The organism is Diplocloster hominis, from assembly GCF_032380655.1.
GTDB lineage: Bacteria > Bacillota > Clostridia > Lachnospirales > Lachnospiraceae > Diplocloster > Diplocloster hominis.
In genome coordinates this window covers 109,035-132,713 of sequence record NZ_JAWDIY010000005.1, presented here as the reverse complement: position 1 = coordinate 132,713, position 23,679 = coordinate 109,035, and the positions used below count along the sequence as shown (strand labels likewise).

Below are 23,679 nucleotides of genomic sequence, written 5' to 3'. Positions count from 1 at the left end.
CCTTTATTTCAGATCTTTTTTTCGAAATGCCAGAATCCCCACCGTATTCGTGACCAGAATCACCCCCAGGGAGTATAACAAAAGCGGCCAGTAATAAAGGGCGCTCATTCTGGAGAGCTGAAGGGACTGGCCCGAAGGTAACAGGTCGATCACAAACTGGCCCACAGTTCTTTTAAATCCTTCTATATAATAAGGGTTTGGTCCTCTGGTCACTACATATTCCCCATCGACCATATTGTAGAGTTCTGTAATCTCAGGCTCCGCCAGCCGCATGATCAGATAGGTGCACAAACACATGATAACCACCACACCGATCAGGTTGATAATGGATGCCGTCGTCTTGTTTGCCAGCAGCATGGTGAACAGGGTAAAAATAGCGGCGTAGGACACCATGACCAGCAATCCTGCCAGGATCATAGCGAGCAGAGTATCAGTCGGCACCTGGAAGCCGCCGAATATCGGTATCCCGACGGCACAGATGAGGATACCGTAGATCAGATTCAGCACGATACCGGTTATGGCGCAGGTAATAAAATTAGCCAGATAGATCTGCACCCGGCCATGCCCCACGACCAGCTTGTTGCGGATCGTACCGTCACTGTACTCAGTTCCGATGAAAACACTGCACAGCACTGCCATTACAAAACCGGCTACCGTAATCACGCCTCCCAGCCCATAACCGCTTAGAAGCAGCATGTCGACCACGACTCCTATTCCGTAATAAGAACAGAACAGGCAGGCCGCAACCGCATAGATTGCCATAAAACCGGCACACACAAAAAATATTCTGCTTTTGAAAAGCCTGCTGAAATTGGCATTTAACAGCTTATTCATGGCTGTCACCTCCCATCAGGCTCACATAATAGCTCTCCAGGGATTCATCGTGTTCGTGAAGCGAGGTGATCTCGCAATGTTCCGCGTCCAGTGCTACCGCAAGCTTCGTGATATTCACGCTGCCGAAAATATCGGCCTGCTCCTCATCCAGAATCGCATATTCCAGCCCCATACGGTCCAGCACCCGTGCCAGGACAGCGGCATCCGTCACCTTCAGACGCATACATTTGCGGCAGGCCGCCTCCAGTTCTTCCGCATCGATTTCTTTTACCATATGTCCGTTGTCGATGAAGCCGTAATGGGTAGCCAGTCTTGATAGTTCGTCCAGAATGTGGCTGGAGATGAGAAATGTAATCTGGTGTTCCCGGTTGAGCTTCAGGATCAGCTCCCGGATCTCTATGATTCCCTGGGGATCCAGGCCGTTCACCGGCTCATCCAGCACCAGGAAGTCAGGATCTCCCGCCAGGGCGATGGCGATTCCCAGCCGCTGACGCATACCCAGTGAAAAATTCTTCGTTTTTTTGTTGCCGGTATCGGAAAGACCCACCAGCTTCAGAAGCTCTGATACCCCGCCAAAATCCGGCAGCCCCAGCACGCGGTATTGCTCCCTGATATTTTCTTCCGCAGTCAGCTCCATGTAGACCGACGGCGTCTCCACCACCGCCCCCATTCTCCGGCGCGCACGGCTTACGTCGTTATGTGTATTCTTTCTGCCATACAGCGTGTATTCTCCCCGTGTCGGCTCCTGCAAGCCGCACACCAACCGGATTAATGTTGTCTTACCTGCGCCGTTGCGGCCCACAAATCCATAGATGGCACCCTTTTCCACATGCATATTGAGATCATGCAGCGCCTTAAAATTACGGTATTGCTTGGTCAGGCCATCGGTTGTCAAAACATATTCCATCGTTTTTGCCTCCTTACGTTTGATACCGGTATCATAACAGTCAGGAGTCAAGAAACCGGTTAAGGAATTCGTAAAGAAACAGTTAAGATTCGGGCTCCTGCATTTTAAACCCGATTCCCCAGACAGCCTCAATATAGTCCTTATCACTGTATTCCCGCAGTTTTTTCCGCAGGTTGCTGATGTGGACTTTCAGCGAACTTTCCATACAGTCCGGGGTATCCTCCGCGATCCGTTCCAGGATCTGCGACTTTGTTATGACCTGCCCCGGATTCTGCATCAGCAGTTTTAAAATGGCATATTCCGTCTTAGTCAGTCTGATTATATGAGCCCCCTGCCGGACCTGATGCGTATCCATATGGAGCGTCAGGTCCTCAAAGGTCAGGAACGGATGGCACACGCGCGGCGCCGCATCTCTTAGCTGCACTGAAATTCTCGCCAGCAGCTCTTGGGTGTCAAATGGTTTTGTAACATAGTCCGCAGCCCCGCCCAGAAGCAGCTTCACTTTATCCTGGACATCCGCCTTTGCGCTCAGAATGATCACCGGTATCCCCCTGATCTGCGCAAGAACGTCCTCTCCGCCAAGGCCCGGCAGCATCAGATCCAGAAGGATCAGATCCGGCCTGATATTCCGAATCAGCAGCAGCGCCTCCGTGCCGGAATACGCCCGCAGGACCTGGTAGCCTTCCCGGCACAGCAGTTCTTCCAGCATATCTCCAATATACACGTCGTCATCGATTACCGCAATTTTCATCATTTCACCGAATTATTCTTTCAGTACCGCTCCGGCTACGGCTCCCTTGGTCTGGGAATCCGCCTCCTCCAGTCCGGTGATGTTCACATTGCGGTTGACTTTTGCATCGTAGGAATCCGCCTTCACGATTTCCGCCAGATCTATCCCCACCGTTTCCTTCAGGCTCTCGAACATCTTGGACATTACGACCGGGACATTGCCTGCCACATTACCGACACCGTCCCCGTTGCTTCCCTCGATGATGGTGATCTTATCGATCTGTGTGAGCGGCTCCGCGATCTTACCTGCTATCTCCGGCAATACATTGATCAGCATTTCGGCCATTGCCGCTTTGTTGTATTTCTGATAGGCCTCCGCTTTCTTTTCCATCGCCTCCGCTTCCGCAAGGCCTTTGGCCCGGATAGCCTCCGCCTCCGCTTCACCAACCATACGGATACCGCCTGCCGCCTGTTCTTTTGCATACCGGTCAGCCTGGGCGGTGGCCTTTAGGGCTTCCGCTTCCTTTTCCCGTTCGAATTTCTCGGCTTCCGCTTTCTTCTGACGGGCGTACAGCTCCGCGTCCGACTCTTTTTCTCTTCCGAACTTCTCGGCTTCCGCTTTTTTCTTTATCTGGGCATCCAGGGATTTTTCCATAACCTCTGCTTCCCGCTGTTTTAAGATCACTTCTTTTTCCTGCTTCGCGATGCTTGCCTCGGCGGTGGCGATCTCTATGGTCTTGCGCTGTTCCTGCTCCTGGATCTTATAGGCAGCGTCCGCCTCAGCCTTTTTGGTGTCGGCGATTTTCTGAAGTTCGGCCTGTTGGAGCGCCAGCTCGTTGTTCTTTTTCGCAATCTCGCGCTGGGCATTCACACGGGCGTCATTGGCTTCCCGGTCCGCCTGCGCTTTTGCCACCGCGATCTCTTTGTCGGCCTCCGCCTTGGCTATGGCTGCTTTTTTCTTGATCTGGGAGATATTGTCGATTCCCAGGTCATCAATCACTCCATTATTATCGGTAAAATTCTGCACATTAAAGCTTACGATATCAAGGCCCATGGCCGCCAGGTCCGGCTCCGCATTTTCCTTTACCAGCTCAGCGAACTTCTGCCGGTCACTGACCATCTCTTCCAGACGCATACGTCCCACGATTTCACGCATATTTCCTTCCAAAACTTCACGGGCGATGGCCGCTATGTAATCGGTCTTCTGGTTCAGGAAGTTTTCTGCAGCCTGTTTCAGTCTGGTTGGTTCACTGCTGATCTTTATATTAACCGCAGCGTCCACCTGGATATTGATATAATCGGCCGTGGGAACCGCATTGGTTGTCTTGACATCGATGGCGATCAGTTTCAGACTTAAGGTATCCAGTCTTTCCAGGAACGGCAGTTTTACACTGGCCTTCCCGATCACAGTCTTCTTGCGCAGGCCTGATATGATAAATGCTGTATCCGGCGGCGCCTTCTTATAACCGGCTACCACAATCAGGAGCACTAGAATCACTACAGCCGCAATAATTAAGATTTTCAGATATTCCGTAAAAAATGGCATGTTTTGTACCTCCTCATTTCATGTTATAGTCTTAGTATAGTTGATTCAGACCTCGAAATCAATTTATTTAATTTTATCGCTATGAGCACTTGAGGTTTTTTCGAGCGCTACTATTTTTTATCGCTATGAGCACTTTGCGGCTGTTCTTTAGCCGCTTACGTGCGATGCATAAAAAATTGTCAGCGAGGTTTTTTCGAGCGCTACTATTTTTTATAAATCTTTTAGAATTTTTCTTTTTCTTTAATACTCTGGTCATACTTTGAACATATTTACCTTTTATAATAATACTCAGATAGTTGATCACACACTCACTATCTCCCCCCTCATAAAAATGTAAGAAACGCCCCATAGCCGGGGCGTTTCTCATTTTATTCTTTTCTGCACATCAGCATATTTCTATCGTATATTCCGCCCGGAAGCTTTCTTCCAGCCCCAGGCTCAGTATACCTGTCTTTTTGGCCAGCTCCCCGGTAAATCCGGCATCGTCGCACCTGCCGAACCAGGGCTCCAGGCAGATAAACGGGGCCCCCTTCGCCGACCAGATCCCCATATACGGAAAATCTTCACAGATCAGATTCACATACGGCGTACCGTCCGGGAACTCAATCCCCGCTCTTTGGATCTGCTGACCTTCGAAGATCAGCGCGTCATGGTCAAAGGTATGCTCATCGATGGTATACACCCCGTCGGAAAGCTCCAATGGATACGTCTTACTCCTATCACACAGCCCTTCCCCGTTCAAAAGCCGGTACACCGGGCGCTTTCCTTCCCCCAGCCGGATCTTCCAGCCGGCGCAGCCGAAAGCCGCATTTTCCGGCAGCCGGAATGCCGGGTGCCCGCCAACGCTGAAATACATCGTGCTGTTTCCGTAATTGGTCACCTTCCACGCCACCTTCAGCCGGTTGCCTTTTAATGTATGGGTCACCTTCAGCCGGAACAAAAACGGATAGACCATCATCGTATCATCGTTGGCCTCCAGTGTATGGCTGACAAAATCAGGCCCTTGATCCTTCAGTTCAAATGGTAAATCCCGGGCAAATCCATGCTGCCCGGAAGGATATTCCTTCCCCTGATAGTGATAGACATTACCGTTCACCTTACCAATAAAGGGAAACAAAATAGGCGCGTGTCTCTTCCAATAAGCAGGATCTCCCTCCCAGATAATTTCTCTTTTATTATATTTATCATATATCCTGGTGAGTTCCGCTCCCAGATCATCCACCTCAATCAACAGCCGGTCATTTTCCATCCTTCTGCGTCCTTTTGCCATAGAGCACTCTCCTTCCTTTTTACTGATTTTTCCATGCATCATCACCAAAACCATAGCTCCTGTCACACAGGCGGCAGCGATAGCCAGATAAGAAACTGCCGGATTCTCCATCACACGCCCAAGCGGTGTCTCCGTCATAAGAACGGAAAACAGGTTTGCCGTGCAGTGCGCTGCCACCGGCGCCTTAATGGAACCATATACCTCATACAGGTAAGCGAAAATAAGCCCCAGAAGAAACGCATAGACAAACTGCAGAACGTTCCCGTGCAGTAATCCGAAAATAAATGCACTGCATAATATTCCATTAAATCGCCCGGTCCATTCCCGCAATCTGCTATACAGAATCCCCCGGAACAACAGCTCTTCCGCCAACGGAGCCGCCACGATCACATTCAACAGCGCAATCCATTTATTCCCGCCGTAAAGAGTATTCAGGACTTCCTTCCCCTGGGGAAACCAGACCGGCAGAGGGCTCAACGCGATCAGTCCGTTGAATCCGACACAGCTGCAGACCGCCAGCAAAACAACCCAGAATCCAGAAATTTTCCCATACAGGGGCCTTTCGTGCAGTCCCTTCTTCTCATCCCGCCGAAAGAGCATCCACATAACCGGGAGCAGCAATCCATTGCTGACCAGCAGGATCACATTGCCGTATTCTCTGACCAGCTCATATTCCCGGCCCGCATTCTCGCCTGCAGTCAGTGCTGCCGCTGAGAATATAAAAGCCGCGGCCAGCGTGACCACCGCTTCCGCCAGATACTTGATGCCCAGCGGATAGACCAGCTGCCAGATTCTTACGTATACCGGTTCTTTTCCCATCCGCTCCTCCTTATTTTAATAAAAGCTGCGTCAGCTCTTCCACCGATTCCACAATCCAATCCGCATGCGCCCCGGCCAGTTCTTCATAACCGCCGTATCCATAGGTAACCCCGATAGAGGCCACTCCTGCCTCTTTGGCTCCGATCACATCATGCTTGCGGTCCCCGATCATCACAACCTTGTCCCTATTCTTCTCATCAATCCGCAGCCGGCAAAACACCTCCCCGATCACCTCACTTTTCCGGGTCCTGCTGCCGTCCATCTCACTGCCCACGATCTCCGTAAAATATCCGGTAATCCCAAAATAATCCAATATTTTCTCCACAAAGAGGGTCGGTTTGGATGACGCCACCGCCAGGACTTTTCCCTCTTCGGAAAGCTTCCTCAGCATATCGGCTACACCGGGATATATCTTATTCTCTTTCCACCCGTTCACCGAGAACCGCTCTCTGTACTTCCATACCGCTTCTTCCCCTTTGTCCGCATCAAAGCCGCAATACTCCATAAACTGCTCTTTCAATGGAGGACCGATAAACGGTTCCAGCTTCGAAAGGTCCTCCTCTTCAATCCCAAAATATTTCAGCGCATACTGCACGCTTTTCGTTATTCCTTCCCTCGGGTCCGTCAAAGTGCCATCCAAATCATATAAAATAATATCAAACATAACCAGTCCTCCTCAGCTAATCTTATCTTCCGCCGCTAATCTTATCTTCCGCGAAAATGAATTTGTTTTCATCATACCATATTGGTCCTGAAAATGATACACTGCTTTCATATAGGCCTCATATAGGCCATATGGACCCGGTTGAAGGGAGTGAAAGATACTTTTTTGATCTATTGACAAATCTTGAATGTGTCCCTATAATAATGCCGTAGATAGTGATATACGGCTAGGGGAGCATTTGGCTGAGACAATGCATTTTATGCATGAACCCTCATTACCTGATCCGGTTAATACCGGCGTAGGGAAGCACCAAAGTGGACTCCTCCTGTACGTTTTTACACGAAGGAGGTTTTTTTATGAGTTTTTTTGCAAATCATGTGGATGATGGCTATGGTACCATGATCTACGAACTGACTGCCGCCGGATATGTGGCGTTGTTTGCTGTTCTGATTATTCTGGTGGCGGCTATTGGACTGATCGGTAAGAATAAAAGGCAGCAGCATGCGATTAAGACAAAGCAGCTCGTCTTTTCTGCACTGGCGATCGCTTTGGCGACGGTTACTTCTATGCTGAAATTGTTCGATATGCCGATGGGCGGTTCGGTTACTTTGTTCAGTATGATGTTTATCTGTCTGATCGGTTACTGGTATGGTGTGAAGGTTGGCTTGATGACCGGTGTGGCTTATGGGCTGCTGCAGATGCTGATCGATCCTTATATTATGACGCTTCCGCAGCTTCTGCTGGATTATATTCTGGCTTTTGGGGTTCTGGGGCTCTCCGGATTGTTCAGTAATAAGAAACATGGTCTGGTTTTGGGGTATCTCGTGGGTGTGTTCGGCCGGTTTGTCTGCTCGGCTCTGTCAGGTATTATTTTCTTCGCTTCTTATGCACCGGAAACTATGCACCCGGTTGTGTATTCTGTTCTGTATAATGCTTCCTATATGGGAGCGGAAGCCCTTTTAACGGTTGTACTGATGTCTGTTCCGCCGGTGACGAAGGCTTTGCAGTATGTAAAGCAAATGACTAATAACTGATACCGGCCCATCATGATGTGTTCTCATTCACAGAAAACTCTATCAAGCGTAATCATACAGCTCAAGAGCTGCAAATAAGTAAAAGAGCTGTCAGTAAAGCAGGGAAGAGAGGGAACGGGCGCACCCGGGCGGGACCCGGCGGCAACTCTCGTGGGTTCCGCCCGCGTGCACCGTTCTCTCTCTTCCCGGCCCTTAGTCCGCCCTGCCATCTTCCGCTCTTATGTTCATAAATGAATTAAGGACGCACCCGGGATTCTATCTTTCGTTCCCGCTTGCGTCCTTCTTTTTTTATTCCAATCCGAATATTTGGGCCAGGACATCGATGATAATCTCGTTGGTGCAGGATTTTACATAACCCATCATGTCCAGCATGACCTCATCGTTTTTCTGTGATTCGCTTAGCTCACTGCTGTGCTTCACGTGTTCCAGCCGCTCTATTAACTGGGGCGTCAGATCTTCATAGACGTTCCTCGTGGTTTCCGTCACCAGGTTAGCCAAATCTTTCCTGCTCTCAGGTATCATTCCGGTGGTTCCTCTCCTTACTTTTGTTATAACTGTCTACATGCGTTCCGGGGCTTCGAAGCCCAGCAGGTCTATACAGGTTTCCAGTACGTTTCTGGTCAGAAGCAGTAAAGCCAGCATTCCTTCTTTTCTGACCTGGTCTTCTTCTCCCAGGATTTTGGTTTCGTGGTAGAAGGAGTTAAAGGCATTGGCCAGTTCATAGATATACGCGCAGACTTTGTGGGGCGCGTGATCCGCATAGGCAGTCTCGATGGCCTGGATGAATCCGGTCAGGGACAGCATCAGATTTTTTTCACTCTCATTTGCCGGTTCCCCGATTGTGAGGTTTTCAAGGGTTCCCCCCTGCGCCGTGTATTTTTTCAGAATAGACTTGATCCGCACTATGGTATATAGAATGTACGGACCGGTGTCGCCTTCGAAGGAGGTAAAACGCTCCACATCAAAGACGTAGTCCTTGGAAGCCTGATTGGACAGATCCCCATATTTGATGGCGGAGAGTCCGATGATTCTGGCTGTCTCCCGGGCGTCGATGTCTTCGGCTGTGTTTCTGTTCTCGCTGATCTTTTGAAACATCTGGTTATTGATATCTCCGATCAGTTCTTCCAGGCGCATCACGCCGCCCTCTCTGGTTTTAAACGGCTTTCCGTCCTTGCCGTTCATGGTCCCGAATCCCAGAAACGTAAGTTTGGTATCCTCTTCCACCAGCTTTGTCTTTTTCGCGCAGCGGAATACCTGCGTGAAATAAAGGTCCTGGCGTTTATCTACGATATATAAGATCTCATCGGGATGGAACAGTTTCATACGCTCTACAATGGTGGCCAGGTCTGTGGTATTGTAAAGAGAAGCGCCGTCAGATTTAAGGATCATACAGGGCGGAATCTCCTTGGTATCGCTGTCCTCTTTGACGTCCACCACCAGAGCTCCGTCGCTTATGTGGGCATAGCCGTTGTCTTTCATATATTGAACCATGTCCGGGATATAGGGCTGCGCATCGGATTCCTTTTTCCAGAGATCAAAGGTCACATTTAATTTTTCATAATTCTTCTTAAGATCTGATACGGATACATTCAGGATATGATTCCATAAAGCGATATAGCCCTGATTCCCGTGCTGCAGCTGATAAGTAGCCTCCATGGCCTCTTCCTTGTAGGCCGCGTCCTCTTTTGAGCGGGCGCTGGCAGCCGGATAGATCTCTTCCAGCTCGCTAATCGTAAACGGCGGTTCTGCCGGATACTCTCCTGAATAAGAGGGATCGAAGTAAACCAATGCGGGCTTACGCTTCTTCAGTTCGGTTATGATCAGTCCCATCTGAAGCCCCCAGTCGCCCAGGTGAACGTCCCCAATCATGGTATGGCCCACGAACCGGCCGATTCTCTTGATGCTCTCTCCTATAATCGCAGAGCGCAGATGCCCTACATGAAGAGGCTTGGCCACATTGGGACCGCCGTAGTCCAGCACGATCGTCTTGGGATGAGCGGTTTTTTCAAAGCCTAAGTCTTTTTCCCCGCTCATCTGGTTCAGATAGCTGATCAGGAATTCACAGTTCAGCTTCATATTTATAAATCCGGGCTTTACCGCTTCGATCATGGCAAATGCAGCGCAGTTTTTTAACTGTCCCACTACATCCTCCGCAATCTGAATCGGAGCCTTTTTGTACTCTTTCGCGGCGGCCATGGCGCCATTACACTGATATTCGCACAAATCCGGGCGATTGGACAGATTCACTTTTCCATAGGAAGCATCGTATCCGCTGGCGGCAAATGCTCCGGAAAGCTCTTCTGTAATCAGATCTAAGATTTTTTTCATAGGTTCCTCCTGAAATTCTTGTTTTTGACGGCCCTTTGGCCTTATTTACCACATCTTTCAAAATTATAATATGAATGACCTTTTTTTTCAACCAGGTTCTGGAATTTCTGTGTTCTGGGATTTCCGGGCTGGGATTTCTGGGCTGGGATTTCCGGCTATCTAACAATGAAAAGAATAAATCTGCTGAAATACTGTATAATAAAATTTATGTGAAAAACTTTGAAAACTTCTTGCTATTTTCCCAGTTTATGCTATAATATCAGTAATGATTACTGTTATTATAAAATAAAGGAGGAAATATTATGAACATGAATGTATTTCACAATCTATCTTATGGGGTTTATATCGTCTCCACCCTGGATGGAGACCGTCCTACGGGTTGTGTGGCAAACAGTATTATGCAGATCACCTCTTCTCCTGCTACCTTAGCAGTGAGTATGAATCATGATAATTATACGAATTCTTGTATGAAACGAAACGGAACCTTCGCAGTGTCGATTCTTTCAGAGGAATCCGATCCCGGTATCATCGGCACTTTCGGTTTTCAGTCCGGAAAAAACGCAGATAAGTTTGCTGCCGTGGACCATATGATGAAGGATGATCTCCCTGTTATCTCTGATGCCTGCGGTTATCTGACCTGCCGGATTATAGATACCCTGGAAACCAGCACCCATACGGTGTTTTTGGCTGAGATCATGGATGGGGATCTGCTTATGAATGTACCTGCCATGACCTATTCCTATTACCATAAAGTGGTGAAGGGCAAGAGTCCGAAAAATGCGCCGACCTATATTCCTGAGGAAACGCAGGCCGCCTCAAAAGCCACCTATGTGTGCAGTGTGTGCGGATATGTGTATGACGGGGAGATTCCCTTTGAAGAACTCCCGGATTCCTATGTCTGTCCGATCTGCAAACAGCCCAAATCTAAATTTGTGAAAAAAGACTGAGTACCTGAATATATGTATGGAGGCAAACGAATGTTGAAAATAGGTTCCCATGTTAGTATGAGCGGCAAGGATATGTTTTTAAATTCTGCCAGGGAAGCCGTATCCTATGGATCGGATACGTTTATGGTATATACGGGCGCGCCTCAGAACACGAGACGAAAGCCTGTTGAGGAACTGAATATCGCGGCCGGCTGGGAATATATGAAGGAACACGGAATCGATGATATCATTATCCACGCCCCTTATATTATTAATCTCGGCAACTCCGTAAAACCGGAAACCTTCGAGCTGGCAGTGGATTTTCTGGCCGAGGAGCTGCGCCGCAGCGAGGCCATGGGAAGCCGGATTCTGGTGCTGCATCCCGGCGCACATGTAGGCGCAGGTACAAAGGCCGGAATCGATCAGATCGTAAAAGGCCTGAACGAAGTGCTGAGCGCCGGCACCAAGTGTATGATCGCTCTGGAAACTATGGCCGGTAAGGGTTCCGAGATCGGTAAAACATTTGAGGAATTGGCCCGGATCTACGACGGGGTGACGTATAATGATAAATTAAGGGTCTGCTTCGATACCTGCCACACCAACGACGCCGGATATGACATTATCCATGATTTTGACGGGGTCATCGAGCAGTTTGACAAAGTTTTGGGAAAAGACCAGATTGCCGTCTTTCATATTAACGACAGTAAAAATATGGCCGGAGCGGCCAAAGACCGGCATGAAAATCTGGGGTTCGGCACGATTGGGTTCGATGCGCTGCATCGCATCGTCCATCACCCTGATTTTTTGGATATTCCAAAAATCCTGGAAACACCCTGGGTTCCCCTTCCGGATGACAAAAAGACTGTATTTCCTCCCTATAAATATGAAATCGAAATGCTGCGTTCCGGTACCTTTGACCCGGAGGTATTGGACAAGATCTTACAGCAGTCCCGATAATCGTATTCCGGAAAATATCATGCTCTGGAAAATAAGAGAACTCTGAAAGCTTCTGCTTACAGAGTTCTCTTATTTTTTGAACTGATTCATACGATCCTGGATGGTTTTGTTATAATTGATTACCATGCGGTCATATTCCGTGTTCATATACCGGGATGTCAGCATAAAATCCGCTGTGGCCCGATTGTTGGCAATGGGAATATCATAGACCACTGCGATACGCAGCAACGCTTTCACATCCGGATCATGGGGCTGTGACTCCAATGGATCCCAGAAAAATACGACAAAATCGATATTTCCTTCTACTATCCTGGAACCGATCTGCTGATCACCGCCCAGCGGCCCGCTGTTATAGCCCTTGACCGGAAGGTCTGTCTTTTCTGAAATCAATCTGGCTGTGGTACCCGTGCCGCACAGGAAATGGTTCTTCAGGATTTCCTTATTCTCTTCCACCCATTCTACCAGCTCCGCCTTCTTGCTGTCATGGGCAATCAGCGCGATATGCTTCTGTCTTCCGATCGTAAATGGAATGTAATCATCCTTAATCATCTGGCTTCCTCCTTTCTCAAACTTATTTTTTCTCACCGTTTTATTATAATATGTTCTTTTGCCTTCCACAATCCCCAAACTGACGATTTTTCCTTTTTCTTCCTTTACATCTTTCACATGTTTGCCATACATATCGTTACGATTCACGGCCATCTTTGGTAAATGGGGATTTTGAGAGGGGACAGGCCCTTTTCTCTACGCAGTTACTTGAAAATTTAGCTTTCCTACCGAAAAGTGCCAGTCCCCTCTCAAAATCCCCATTTACCAAGTTGGCCGTGAATCGTAACTACATATCCAGTAAATTACAAAAACCCTATTGACAAAATTTCATTTCAAATGTACTATTGTATTAAGTTAATAATACAGTTAATCCAAACGCACAAGGAGGTGTAAGAATGACATGGATGCTGAATTCTGATCGCCCTATTTATGCACAAATCATAGAAAAGATACAAACGGACATTGTCTCCGGCATTTACCACGCAGGCGACAAACTCCCTTCTGTCCGGGAACTGGCCGCGCAGGCTTCTGTTAATCCCAATACCATGCAAAAAGCCTTATCTGAACTGGAACGTGACGGTTTGCTCTATTCCCAGCGTACCAGCGGCAGATTTATAACGGAGGATCGGGAAATGATACAAAATATGAAACAAGAACTGGCCAAAGAGCAGATCACATTATTTTTGGAAAAAATGAATAATTTAGGTTTTAAAAAGGAAGAGACCTTCCAATTTATCCAACAGGTGCTGGGGGATGAAAAAAATTGAACAGGACGCAGTTGGCGCGTCACAGGAGGTTAACATGAGTAATATTATCGAATGCCACGGACTGACCAAGGTTTATGAATACAAAGCTGCGCTTTCCGAGGTCGATCTGAATATAGAGCGGGGACGGATCGTCGGACTTCTGGGCCCCAATGGCAGTGGAAAAACCACGTTGATCAAACTGATTAACGGTCTTCTGGCCCCCACTTCCGGTGAGACACTCATCGACGGGAAGGCTCCCGGGGTAGAGACAAAGAAAATGGTATCCTATCTGCCGGAACGGACTTATCTGAACGACTGGATGCGGGTCTGTGAAATCATTGATTTCTTCGGGGATTTTTATGCGGATTTCGACAGAAGCCGTGCCAAAGAGATGCTTCATCATCTGGATATCGACACACATGATAAATTAAAGACCATGTCCAAAGGGACGAAGGAAAAAGTACAGCTGATTCTGGTAATGAGCCGGGACGCAGACCTGTATTGTCTGGACGAACCCATCGGCGGTGTGGACCCGGCGGCCAGGGATTATATTCTGCAGACCATTATCCAGAACTACCGCACCGATTCCACCATTCTTATCTCCACCCACCTGATTTCAGATATTGAAAATATTCTGGATGACGTGGTCTTTATTCAAAACGGTAAGATACGTCTGACCACCGAGGTGGATGATATCAGATTCAAACAGGGGAAATCTGTGGACACCCTGTTCCGGGAGGTATTCAAATGTTAGGAAAATTAATTAAATATGACCTGATTTCCGTATCCAAAATCCTGTTTCCCCTGCATCTGGCTCTTCTCGTGGTTACCGTTCTCGGAAGGCTCTTTATCGCTCTGAAGCTGCCTCAGAATGCTCCGCTTGTCGGAACATTGATGGTAATGTTATATATATTTGGAATCATTGCCATCGGTATTATCACGATGGTGGTTCTGGTGATGCGGTTTTATAAGAATCTGTTTACCAGCGAGGGATATCTGATGCATACCCTTCCTGTAAAAGCTTCCCAGCATCTGAACTCCAAATTAATTGTAGCAGTGTTATGGAGTATACTGGACTGTGTTTTTGTATTTTTTTCGATCTTTATTCTTCTGGTAAACCAGCCATGGCTCAATAATATATCTGCCGCTGATTGGGCAGAACTGAAAGAGGTCTTTTCCACTATATTTTTGGGCGGCGGAAATGAAATGATTTCGATATTGATTTTGTTCCTGTATATAATAATTACCAATATTTATCTATATTTATCTTTCTATGTATCCATTTGCATCGGCCAGCTGATGAATAAGCACAAGGTTTTAGGTTCTTTCCTTGCCTATCTCGTCATCTACGTAATAAGCCAGATTTTCAGCGTCATCTCCATGCTGGTTTTCGGCCTGTCGACTCTGAAGGGACTGCCGGTGCAGACTTTGACATTTGAGTACTACCGCAACATTATGGCATTAAGTATAACAGAAACCCTGGTATTTATTATCATATTCTATCTGATTTCCAACTATCTGATTTCCAGAAAGCTGAATCTGGATTAAAGATAAAAGAGTTTAAAAAAACCTTTCGTCCCGGAACTGCCGGAGACGGAAGGTTTTTATGCAGGGGAAGCGGTTGGAATAACTCCATTTTCTTCTATATAAGATACTACATCTTTTTTAAACTTTATCCAGGCATCCTCATCCTCGACAAAGTATTTCGGACAATCTTTTCCCGTCACATCATAGTGCCGGATCACGTCATTGATACCCAGCTCGAATTTCCCCATCAGAAAGGCTGTAAGCTCAACCAGCGAATCATAAGTAGCTTCCGTGAATTTTCCATCCGCATCCGGGTGGCAGCACTCGATAGAAACCGTGTCATGATTCCTGTCGTTGGATGCATAGGCAATCTCCGATGTGGGCACACACTGAATGATCTCCCCATCCATTCCGATTACAAAATTACTGCTGACATTCGTTTCCCCGGTATCCTTCAGGCCTTCAAAATAGTCCCTGTTATTCTGAGCCGTAGTTCCCGGATTCGCGGTATAGTGGATCACTATACCGGTAATCGGGTCCGCCGGGGTCTGAGGTCTGGAATACGGGTTCGGGGTGAGCAGCTGTACATCCAGGTTTGGCCTTTTTGTCACTATCTTCGACATTTTCCCTTCAGACCGGCTTTCTGTCACAGGGTCGTCTCCCACCGGAGTCAGCCACTTCGTGACCACCACAATGATCGTGACCACAACAGCCAAGACTGCTATAGCCGACAGCCCATGCAGCAGCATTTCTCTGCGTTTCTTTTTCTTTTTGGCTGTCCGGGCATTTTCGTAGAGCATCACCCTCGTCTGCTTCTTGTAGAGTTCTTTTTCCGGCAGCATAGCGTTACCCCTTTTCCCTTGTATTCAACTATTTTATTATAGCGGATCAGCCGGTAAAATTCATCGTGCAAAATATGTCTATTTCCTTAATTTTTTCTGAATTCGCCGATAGTTTCTCCCCGTGACGTCTCCCGCTGTATTCCACTCACCGATTAGAAAAAAAGACCTGCAGCCGAATACAGTTTTTCTCTGTACTTTACAGGCCGCAGGTCTTAGATTTTTTATAGTTTCCTTCTATATATAATATCTGTAATACATCAAATCGAAATTGCTGTCTCTTTGTTTACTCGTCTATGCTATAATTCGGAGCCTCTTTGGTCACATGAATATCATGGGGATGACTCTCCTTCAAGGATGCAGCGGAAATCTTGACGAATTTACCGGATTCTTTCAGTGTCTCAATATCCCCAGCGCCACAATATCCCATACCAGACCTCAATCCGCCGACCAGCTGGAAGATGGTGTCCTCCACAGTGCCTTTGTATGCGACACGGCCTTCCACGCCCTCCGGAACCAGTTTTTTGGCATCTTCCTGGAAATAACGGTCCTTGCTGCCCTTTTCCATGGCCGCGATCGAACCCATACCGCGATACACTTTATATTTCCTTCCCTGATACAATTCAAAGGTTCCGGGGCTTTCATCACAGCCTGCCAGCATACCGCCCAGCATGCACACACTACCGCCTGCAGCGATCGCCTTTGTCAGATCACCGGAGTATTTGATACCGCCGTCGGCTATAATCGGAATACCGTATTCCTTAGCCACCTGATAACAGTCCATCACGGCAGTGATCTGAGGAACACCGATGCCTGCAACCACACGGGTAGTACAGATAGAGCCAGGGCCGATTCCGACCTTTACCGCGTCCACACCGGCTTCGATCAGTGCTCTGGTCGCGTCTCCCGTAGCTACATTTCCTGCGATCACCTGCAGATCCGGGTATTTCTCCTTGATCATCCGTACAGAACGCAGCACATTCTCCGAATGCCCGTGGGCAGAGTCACAAACAACCACATCCACCTTAGCTTCCACCAGCGCATCGATTCTCTCCAGCACATTGGCGGTAATGCCAACTGCCGCTCCGCACAGCAGCCGTCCCTGGGAATCCTTTGCTGACAGCGGATATTTGATCTGTTTTTCTATATCTTTAATGGTAATCAAACCTTTTAGGTTAAAATCATCGTCAACGATCGGCAGTTTCTCTTTTCTGGCCTTTGCCAGGATCTTCTTCGCCTCATCCAGAGTGATCCCTTCCCTTGCGGTGATCAATCCCTCTGACGTCATGGATTCTTTTATCTTTTTGGAGAAATCGGTCTCGAATTTCAGATCCCGGTTCGTAATAATCCCGACCAGCTTCTTTCCCTCAGTGATCGGCACGCCGGAGATTCTGAACTTCGACATCAAATCATTGGCATCCTCCAGTGTATGTTCCGGGGATAAATAAAAGGGATCTGTTATGACCCCATTCTCAGACCTCTTAACCTTGTCCACTTCTTCAGCCTGATCCTGGATACTCATGTTCTTATGGATAATACCGATACCGCCCTGTCTCGCCATCGCTATGGCCATCCGGTGCTCGGTCACCGTATCCATCCCCGCACTCATAATCGGAATGTTCAGCTGTATGGATTTTGTTAATTTTGTCGTCAAATCCACCTGGTTGGGAATCACCTGTGAATATGCCGGAACCAGCAGCACATCATCAAATGTTATTCCCTCTCCAATGATTTTACCCATTTTATTTCCTCTCTTTCTTCTATATGGTAATTTTATACTTTATGTTATTGTTCCCTAGTCTAGCAAAAAACCCTGGGTCTGTCAACTGCATTTTCCGGGACGGGAACTGCGACGGGAACTGCGGCATGCAGGGATTGGAACTGCGGCAGGGCCCTCTGAAAATCAGGCACCTTTCCATGAAAAAAGTTTCCACCTCTCCGATCTATCCGATTCTGACGGCTGATTTCGAAAAGGGGGAAACTATATTAGATTATGATTTTTCTGGGGGCCATACTCTTCATGGCCTGAAGGATCTTTTCGTTGGGCTCGAACAGAATTTTCAGAAGCTCCTGATCGCCCTCCACGACCATTCCGTATATTTTATGATCCGGAATGCCGCTTGAGAAATCCAGAGTCTTCATCTGTTTGTTGCGGTAGGAATCGAAATCATGGGAATTGTACGGCGCAACCAGTTCCGTTCTGGAGAGTTCAAAACTACCCATCTTCTTTCTCTTACTTTTGGACATTATCTTATCCACATCCATCTCGCCATTTACAAACAAGTATTCAAACTCCACATCCCAGCGGGGAAATACAAAATAATCCACAATTCCGAGAACTACTCCGGCTATTAATAAGATCGGTGTTGCCAGCACACCCATTATAAATGCCGCTACGGTTATGCCCAGCATAACACCCTTTGCCACTACCAACAGCGTTGGGGTCTTTCTTTTAACAATATGTTCGAAATACAAGTCACTCATCCGCTAACCTCCAAAATATTACATATTATGTACATTATATCAAATCTTACCGACTTTTAAAGTGTTTTTTTCAATTTCTGGTCTATTTTGGTTTCTCGGTTTTTATCTGGTTTTATTAACGGTTTTAACCAGATAAAAAAAGTCCAAAAAAGGGGCCCCTTTTCAGGGCCCCTTTAAAAGGAATTACATCATTCCCATTCCGCCTCCGGCCGGAGGAACCGGCGCATCTTCTTTGATGTTGGCAACTACGGATTCCGTGGTCAGGAAGGTAGCTGCTACACTGGTGGCGTTCTGCAGTGCGCTTCTGGTTACCTTGGAAGGATCCAGGATGCCTGCTTCTACCATATCTACATACTGCTCTTTGTAAGCGTCGAAGCCATGGCCTACGCTTGCTTCTTTCACTTTGTTAACGATGACGGAACCTTCCAGTCCTGCATTTGCCGCAATATAGTACAGCGGAGCCTCGAGAGCTTTCAGGATGATGTTAGCGCCTGTCTTGACGTCGCCTTCCATTGTTTCAGCCAGTTTTTCAACTTCTTTAGCTGCATGGATATATGCGGAACCGCCACCTGCGATGATACCTTCTTCTACAGCTGCTCTTGTCGCATTCAAAGCATCTTCCATACGAAGCTTGCTTTCCTTCATCTCAGTTTCGGTAGCAGCACCTACACGGATCACTGCAACACCGCCGGATAATTTAGCAAGTCTTTCCTGTAATTTTTCTCTGTCAAAATCAGAGGTGGTTTCTTCGATCTGAGCTTTGATCTGGCTGATTCTGCCATCGATCGCGCTCTTTTCACCATAACCGTCAACGATAATGGTATTCTCTTTTTCGACTTTAACGGATTTTGCACGTCCTAACTGAGCCATTGTGGTTTCTTTCAGATCCAGTCCCAGTTCATCGGAAATTACCTGTCCGCCGGTCAGGATAGCGATATCTTCCAGCATTGCTTTTCTTCTGTCGCCGTAGCCAGGTGCTTTTACAGCTACTACGTTGAAGGTTCCTCTTAATTTATTCACGATCAGGGTAGTCAGGGCCTCGCCTTCCACATCTTCTGCGATGATCAGAAGTTTAGCGCTGGACTGTACGACCTGCTCTAACAGAGGAAGGATTTCCTGAATATTGCTGATCTTTTTGTCCGTGATCAGAATGTAGGGTTCATCCAGAGTCGCAACCATTTTATCCATATCAGTAGCCATATATGCGGAAATGTAACCTCTGTCAAACTGCATACCTTCTACCAGATCCAGTTCTGTTAACATGGTCTTGGATTCTTCAATCGTGATAACGCCGTCATTGGATACCTTTTCCATAGCGTCCGCCACCATATCGCCTACCGTATCATCACCTGCGGAGATAGCGGCTACTCTTGCGATCTGGTCTTTGCCGGAAATCTTTCTGCTCATGTCATGAATCGCATTGACTGCGGTATCTGTAGCTTTCTTCATACCTTTACGAAGTTCGATGGGGTTAGCGCCTGCTGCCAGGTTCTTCATTCCTTCGTGGATCATGGACTGAGCCAGAACGGTAGCGGTAGTTGTTCCGTCACCTGCTACGTCGTTGGTCTTGGTCGCTACTTCTTTTACCAGCTGAGCGCCCATGTTCTCAAAAGCATCTTCCAGTTCGATTTCTTTTGCGATGGTTACACCATCGTTGGTGATCAGCGGAGCGCCGAAGGATTTATCCAGTACAACGTTTCTTCCTTTGGGCCCTAACGTTACTCTGACAGTATCCGCCAGCTTATTCACACCTGTTTCCAATGCAGCTCTTGCTTCTGCTCCGTATTTAATCTCTTTTGCCATGATAATAGCCTCCTACTCTTTCTATATTATTCGATGATTGCTAAGATATCGGACTGTTTTACGATGATGTATTCGTCTTCATCGATTTTTACTTCTGTTCCGGCATATTTGGAATATATAATCTTATCGCCAGCTTTTACTTCCATCTTGACTTCTTTCCCGTCAACCGTTCCACCGGGTCCTACTGCTATTACTTCTGCCTGCTGAGGTTTCTCTTTGTTCTGGCCAGGTAATACGATACCGGATTTTGTAGTTTCTTCTGCTTCTAACTGTTTAATAACTACTCTGTCTCCCAACGGTACTAATTTCATGATAATTCCTCCTTAATGAATTCTGCTTTGTGTATTATTAGCACTCACTCAATTCGAGTGCTAACCGATAGTCATATATTAGATAATTCTCGCCTTTCGTGCAACTTTACATATTGGCGATTTTCTCAATATATTCTCATTTTTTCTAGCTTATTCTAACATTTTTATCCATTTTCTTAATTTTATCCTTTTTATACGATTTTATACTTTTTTTATACTTTATTGAGTATCGAACTTACTTGCGGGGGGTGTAACTGTGGTCCGGAGGGGCTCCCGCCGCCTCCCTCTAATCCCGGCCCCCACCCAAAACCGCCAAACACAGATAACAAAAAATACTGCCTCCAACTTCAAGACAGTATCCCTTATATCCCAACGGTTAAAGTCGGGGGAGTTTATTTGAGTTTATTAATAATCCGTGTTTTTGATATTCAGTTCCATAGACATCCTTTTGCGTTCCTTGATATCATCCAGTTCTTCGAATATATAATCGTTTATTACTTTGATATAGGTGCCTTTCATACCGGAGGAACGGGATTCTATGACGCCGGCGCTTTCGAACTTGCGCAGGGCGTTGACGATTACGGAACGGGTGATTCCCACATTGTCCGCGACCTTGCTGGCGATCAGGATTCCTTCCGGCCCTCCCAGCTCATCGAAAATGCAGATGATCGCTTCCAATTCCGAGAAAGACAGGCTGTTGATCGCAGCCTTAACCACCTGAATCTGCCGCTTTCTGGTCTCCGCTTCTTCCTTTTCAGCCCGCATCATCTCCAGGCCCACAACGGTTGCTCCATATTCACACAGGATGATATCTCCGATATCGAACCGGACATCCTTTTTATAAACAAACAGAGTACCCAAACGCTCCCCTGAAATATCGATGGGCGTTATGATTGCCTCATAATTAAGCACATCTTCCGAGTCAAAACCCAGAGTCTGCAGATTTACATTTTCTTTTGTGGAAAGGATGGACAGCCATCGTTCGTTCAGCGTCCGGTCTATAAACTGACCCACCCGGTCTGATATCAATTCGGTAATCTCCTCGACATCCTGACATTTGGATGAACCCAGAACCTTTCCTTTTTTACTGACCACCAGTATGTTGGAATCCAGAATATCCGCCAGTACCGCGCAGATATCATTAAAGACCACCTTGCTGTGGCTGTTGTTATGAAGCAGCTTATTAATCTTCCTGGTTTTGTCTAATAGTTGAATACTCATGGCGACCTCCTAAACAACCACAATTCTAACATGGAATTGTCTGAAAATCAACCGAATTATCTCACATCTTTAAGAAGTTTTTTCTTTGCTTATTACCTTGACATAACCGCAGTGTTCATTGGCACAGACCAGCTTACTCCCCTTCTCTACCATGTATCCTCCGCATTCCGGACATTTCTCCTGGGACGGCTTCTGCCAGGACATAAAATCACATTCCGGATTATCCTCGCATCCGTAGTAACGGCGGCCTTTTTTCGTCTTGCGCAGCACGATTTCCTTACCGCACTTCGGACACGCGACTCCCACCTTTTCCAGGTAGGGCTTGGTATTGCGGCAGTCGGGAAATCCCGGACAAGCCAGGAATCTGCCATGAGGTCCGTACTTGATCACCATGTTCCTGCCGCACTCCTCGCAGATTACATCGGTGACTTCATCTTCTATCTTCACCTGCTCCAGCTCTTTTTCCGCTTTTTCTACGGCATCTCTCAGATCTGGATAAAAATTGCTGACCACTGTTTTCCAATTAACCGTGCCTTCTTCCACACAGTCCAGCAGGCCCTCCATATTCGCGGTAAAATTCACATCCACGATACTGGGAAAGCTCTGTTTCATGATGGAATTGACCACGTCCCCCAGCTCGGTCAGATAGAGATTTTTATTCTCCTTCGCCACATAACGTCTGGCGATGATCGTGGTTATGGTAGGGGCATAGGTGCTGGGTCGTCCGATCCCCAGTTCCTCCAGCGTCTTAACCAATGTGGCCTCCGTATAATGAGCCGGCGGCTGTGTAAAATGCTGTTTCTGGTCAAATTCATTCAGATGAATCTGGGTATCTGTAGTAATCTGTCTGGCCAGCACATTATTCTGCTGCTTTTCTTCGTCATCTATTTCATAGACGGACATAAAACCGTCAAACGCCAGACGGGAGGCTGCCACCGTAAAACGATAGTCCCGCGCGTCTATTTTAATCGAAGTTGTCTCATATCTGGCCGGGCTCATCCGGCTGGCTGTAAAGCGTTTCCAGATCAACTGGTACAGGCGGAACTGATCCCGCGATAAGGATTCCTTCAGCATAGCGGGAAGCCTTGTGATATCTGTCGGACGGATCGCTTCGTGGGCATCCTGGATCTTTTTCCCCTTACTGGAAGACGCCTGGGCAGTGGTCACGTATTCTTTTCCGTATACCTCCTCCACATAGGCTCTCGCATTCGCATCCGCTTCATCGGAGATTCTCGTGGAATCCGTACGCAGGTAGGAGATCACACCAACCGTACCGTTACCCGCGATTTCGATTCCTTCATACAGCTGCTGCGCCAGACGCATGGTTTTCTGGGTGGAAAAATTCAAAAGCTTGGAGGCTTCCTGCTGCAGGGTACTGGTTGTAAAGGGAAGCGGCGGTTTCTTGATCCGCTCGCCGGTCTTGACATCAGCCACCTTATAGTCGGCTCCCTCCAGATCCTTCAGGATCTGGTTCAGCTCTTCTTCATTCCGGATCGTGCGCTTGCCGTCTTTATCTCCATAGAATTTGGCGACCAGTACCTTTTTCTCCCCGGGAATACCAAATTTTGCGTCCAAGGTCCAGTACTCTTCCGGAATAAATGCGTCAATCTCTTCTTCCCGGTCGGCAATGATCCGAAGCGCCACGGACTGCACACGCCCCGCACTCAACCCCCGCTTAACCTTTGCCCACAGCAGGGGGCTGATCCGGTAACCAACCATACGGTCCAGAATTCTTCTGGTCTGCTGCGCATTTACCAGATTCATATCAATATCCCTGGGCTCTTTCAGAGAAGCCTTTACTGCATTTTTGGTAATTTCATTAAAACTGATTCTGGCCATTCTGTTATCTTCCAGCTTAAGAGCCTTGGACAGATGCCAGGAGATCGCCTCTCCTTCCCGGTCAGGGTCAGTTGCCAGAAAGATCTTATCTGCTTTCTTAACCTTCTTGCGCAGATCAGCCAGCAGTTCCCCTTTCCCCCGGATTGTAATATACTTCGGTTCATAGTCATGCTCAATATCGATTCCCAGCTGACTCTTGGGCAGATCCCTTACGTGACCTCCCGACGCCGCCACATCATAATTGGAACCGAGGAATTTTTTAATAGTTTTCACCTTAGCCGGTGATTCCACGATCACTAAATACTTAGCCATTTAATACCCTCCGAAAATCTTCTTAACTTCAAAC

General features: G+C 47.4%; 22 protein-coding genes and 1 riboswitch. Of the genes, 6 read left to right on the top strand and 16 right to left on the bottom strand.

The annotated features are described in order from the left end of the window. Positions 1-3: 3 nt before the first annotated feature. The 6 genes from ABC831_RS06565 to ABC831_RS06540 form a co-directional block, all read right to left on the bottom strand. Positions 4-834, bottom strand: coding sequence for an ABC-2 transporter permease (locus ABC831_RS06565; RefSeq protein ID WP_343247432.1), 831 nt, complete (start codon positions 832-834; stop codon positions 4-6). Beyond that, positions 827-1,741: an ATP-binding cassette domain-containing protein gene (locus ABC831_RS06560; RefSeq protein ID WP_343247431.1), complete on the bottom strand. Its 915-nt coding sequence runs from the start codon at positions 1,739-1,741 to the stop codon at positions 827-829. The genes ABC831_RS06565 and ABC831_RS06560 overlap by 8 nt, the downstream gene beginning before the upstream one ends. Positions 1,742-1,823: 82 nt before the next feature. Continuing rightward, positions 1,824-2,495: a response regulator transcription factor gene (locus tag ABC831_RS06555; RefSeq protein WP_343247430.1), complete on the bottom strand. Its 672-nt coding sequence runs from the start codon at positions 2,493-2,495 to the stop codon at positions 1,824-1,826. A 9-nt stretch (positions 2,496-2,504) separates the two neighbouring features. Beyond that, entirely contained in the window at positions 2,505-4,016 is a 1,512-nt protein-coding gene (locus ABC831_RS06550) for a flotillin family protein (protein WP_343247429.1), read from the bottom strand. A gap of 385 nt (positions 4,017-4,401) precedes the next feature. Then, entirely contained in the window at positions 4,402-6,105 is a 1,704-nt protein-coding gene (locus tag ABC831_RS06545; RefSeq protein ID WP_343247428.1) for an aldose epimerase family protein, read from the bottom strand. 10 nt (positions 6,106-6,115) lie between these two features. After that, positions 6,116-6,769, bottom strand: coding sequence for an HAD hydrolase-like protein (locus tag ABC831_RS06540; protein WP_343247427.1), 654 nt, complete (start codon positions 6,767-6,769; stop codon positions 6,116-6,118). A gap of 218 nt (positions 6,770-6,987) precedes the next feature. Beyond that, a riboswitch (TPP riboswitch) is annotated at positions 6,988-7,091 on the top strand. A gap of 34 nt (positions 7,092-7,125) precedes the next feature. Here ABC831_RS06540 and thiT point away from each other — a divergent pair. After that, positions 7,126-7,803 carry an energy-coupled thiamine transporter ThiT gene (thiT, locus tag ABC831_RS06535; RefSeq protein WP_343247426.1) on the top strand — a complete coding sequence of 226 codons (678 nt, stop codon included), beginning with the start codon at positions 7,126-7,128 and terminating at the stop codon, positions 7,801-7,803. A 288-nt stretch (positions 7,804-8,091) separates the two neighbouring features. On the opposite strand, the gene ABC831_RS06530 is transcribed toward thiT, so the two are convergent. Next, on the bottom strand, positions 8,092-8,325 hold the full coding sequence (locus ABC831_RS06530) for a hypothetical protein (protein ID WP_343247425.1): 234 nt from the start codon (positions 8,323-8,325) through the stop codon (positions 8,092-8,094). 36 nt (positions 8,326-8,361) lie between these two features. Further along, positions 8,362-10,131, bottom strand: a complete 1,770-nt coding sequence (gene argS / locus ABC831_RS06525) for an arginine--tRNA ligase (RefSeq protein ID WP_343247424.1) — start codon at positions 10,129-10,131, stop codon at positions 8,362-8,364. Between the two features lie 302 nt (positions 10,132-10,433). Here argS and ABC831_RS06520 point away from each other — a divergent pair, with 302 nt between their 5' ends. Next, the gene (locus tag ABC831_RS06520) at positions 10,434-11,078 is read left to right on the top strand and encodes a flavin reductase (protein WP_343247423.1); all 645 of its coding nucleotides are present in this window, start codon (positions 10,434-10,436) and stop codon (positions 11,076-11,078) included. A gap of 30 nt (positions 11,079-11,108) precedes the next feature. Continuing rightward, entirely contained in the window at positions 11,109-12,014 is a 906-nt protein-coding gene (locus ABC831_RS06515; RefSeq protein WP_343247422.1) for a deoxyribonuclease IV, read from the top strand. A 69-nt stretch (positions 12,015-12,083) separates the two neighbouring features. Here ABC831_RS06515 and ABC831_RS06510 read toward each other — a convergent pair whose 3' ends face one another. Beyond that, complete coding sequence (locus ABC831_RS06510) at positions 12,084-12,563, bottom strand: methylglyoxal synthase (protein WP_158354481.1); 480 nt, start codon at positions 12,561-12,563, stop codon at positions 12,084-12,086. A gap of 395 nt (positions 12,564-12,958) precedes the next feature. Here ABC831_RS06510 and ABC831_RS06505 point away from each other — a divergent pair, with 395 nt between their 5' ends. From ABC831_RS06505 to ABC831_RS06495, 3 genes are read left to right on the top strand one after another with little or no spacing between them, the layout of a single operon-like run. Continuing rightward, the gene (locus tag ABC831_RS06505; protein ID WP_343247421.1) at positions 12,959-13,330 is read left to right on the top strand and encodes a GntR family transcriptional regulator; all 372 of its coding nucleotides are present in this window, start codon (positions 12,959-12,961) and stop codon (positions 13,328-13,330) included. A 34-nt stretch (positions 13,331-13,364) separates the two neighbouring features. Continuing rightward, positions 13,365-14,063 (top strand): ABC transporter ATP-binding protein, encoded by a 699-nt coding sequence (locus ABC831_RS06500; protein ID WP_343247527.1) that lies wholly within the window; start codon positions 13,365-13,367, stop codon positions 14,061-14,063. Then, complete coding sequence (locus ABC831_RS06495; protein WP_343247420.1) at positions 14,057-14,857, top strand: hypothetical protein; 801 nt, start codon at positions 14,057-14,059, stop codon at positions 14,855-14,857. Before ABC831_RS06500 ends, ABC831_RS06495 begins: the two co-directional genes overlap by 7 nt. Positions 14,858-14,913: 56 nt before the next feature. On the opposite strand, the gene ABC831_RS06490 is transcribed toward ABC831_RS06495, so the two are convergent. The 7 genes from ABC831_RS06490 to topA form a co-directional block, all read right to left on the bottom strand. Then, a complete protein-coding gene (locus tag ABC831_RS06490; RefSeq protein WP_343247419.1) occupies positions 14,914-15,678 on the bottom strand; it encodes a peptidoglycan recognition protein family protein in 765 nt (254 codons plus the stop codon). A 283-nt stretch (positions 15,679-15,961) separates the two neighbouring features. Further along, positions 15,962-17,416 carry an IMP dehydrogenase gene (guaB, locus tag ABC831_RS06485; RefSeq protein WP_343247418.1) on the bottom strand — a complete coding sequence of 485 codons (1,455 nt, stop codon included), beginning with the start codon at positions 17,414-17,416 and terminating at the stop codon, positions 15,962-15,964. Positions 17,417-17,661: 245 nt separating this feature from the next. Then, the gene (locus tag ABC831_RS06480; protein ID WP_343247417.1) at positions 17,662-18,159 is read right to left on the bottom strand and encodes a DUF6106 family protein; all 498 of its coding nucleotides are present in this window, start codon (positions 18,157-18,159) and stop codon (positions 17,662-17,664) included. Between the two features lie 183 nt (positions 18,160-18,342). Continuing rightward, entirely contained in the window at positions 18,343-19,962 is a 1,620-nt protein-coding gene (gene groL, locus ABC831_RS06475) for a chaperonin GroEL (RefSeq protein ID WP_343247416.1), read from the bottom strand. A 26-nt stretch (positions 19,963-19,988) separates the two neighbouring features. Further along, on the bottom strand, positions 19,989-20,273 hold the full coding sequence (gene groES / locus ABC831_RS06470; protein ID WP_158355563.1) for a co-chaperone GroES: 285 nt from the start codon (positions 20,271-20,273) through the stop codon (positions 19,989-19,991). Between the two features lie 405 nt (positions 20,274-20,678). Further along, complete coding sequence (gene codY, locus ABC831_RS06465; protein WP_343247415.1) at positions 20,679-21,494, bottom strand: GTP-sensing pleiotropic transcriptional regulator CodY; 816 nt, start codon at positions 21,492-21,494, stop codon at positions 20,679-20,681. Positions 21,495-21,563: 69 nt separating this feature from the next. After that, complete coding sequence (gene topA, locus ABC831_RS06460) at positions 21,564-23,645, bottom strand: type I DNA topoisomerase (protein WP_343247414.1); 2,082 nt, start codon at positions 23,643-23,645, stop codon at positions 21,564-21,566. Positions 23,646-23,679 lie beyond the last annotated feature (34 nt).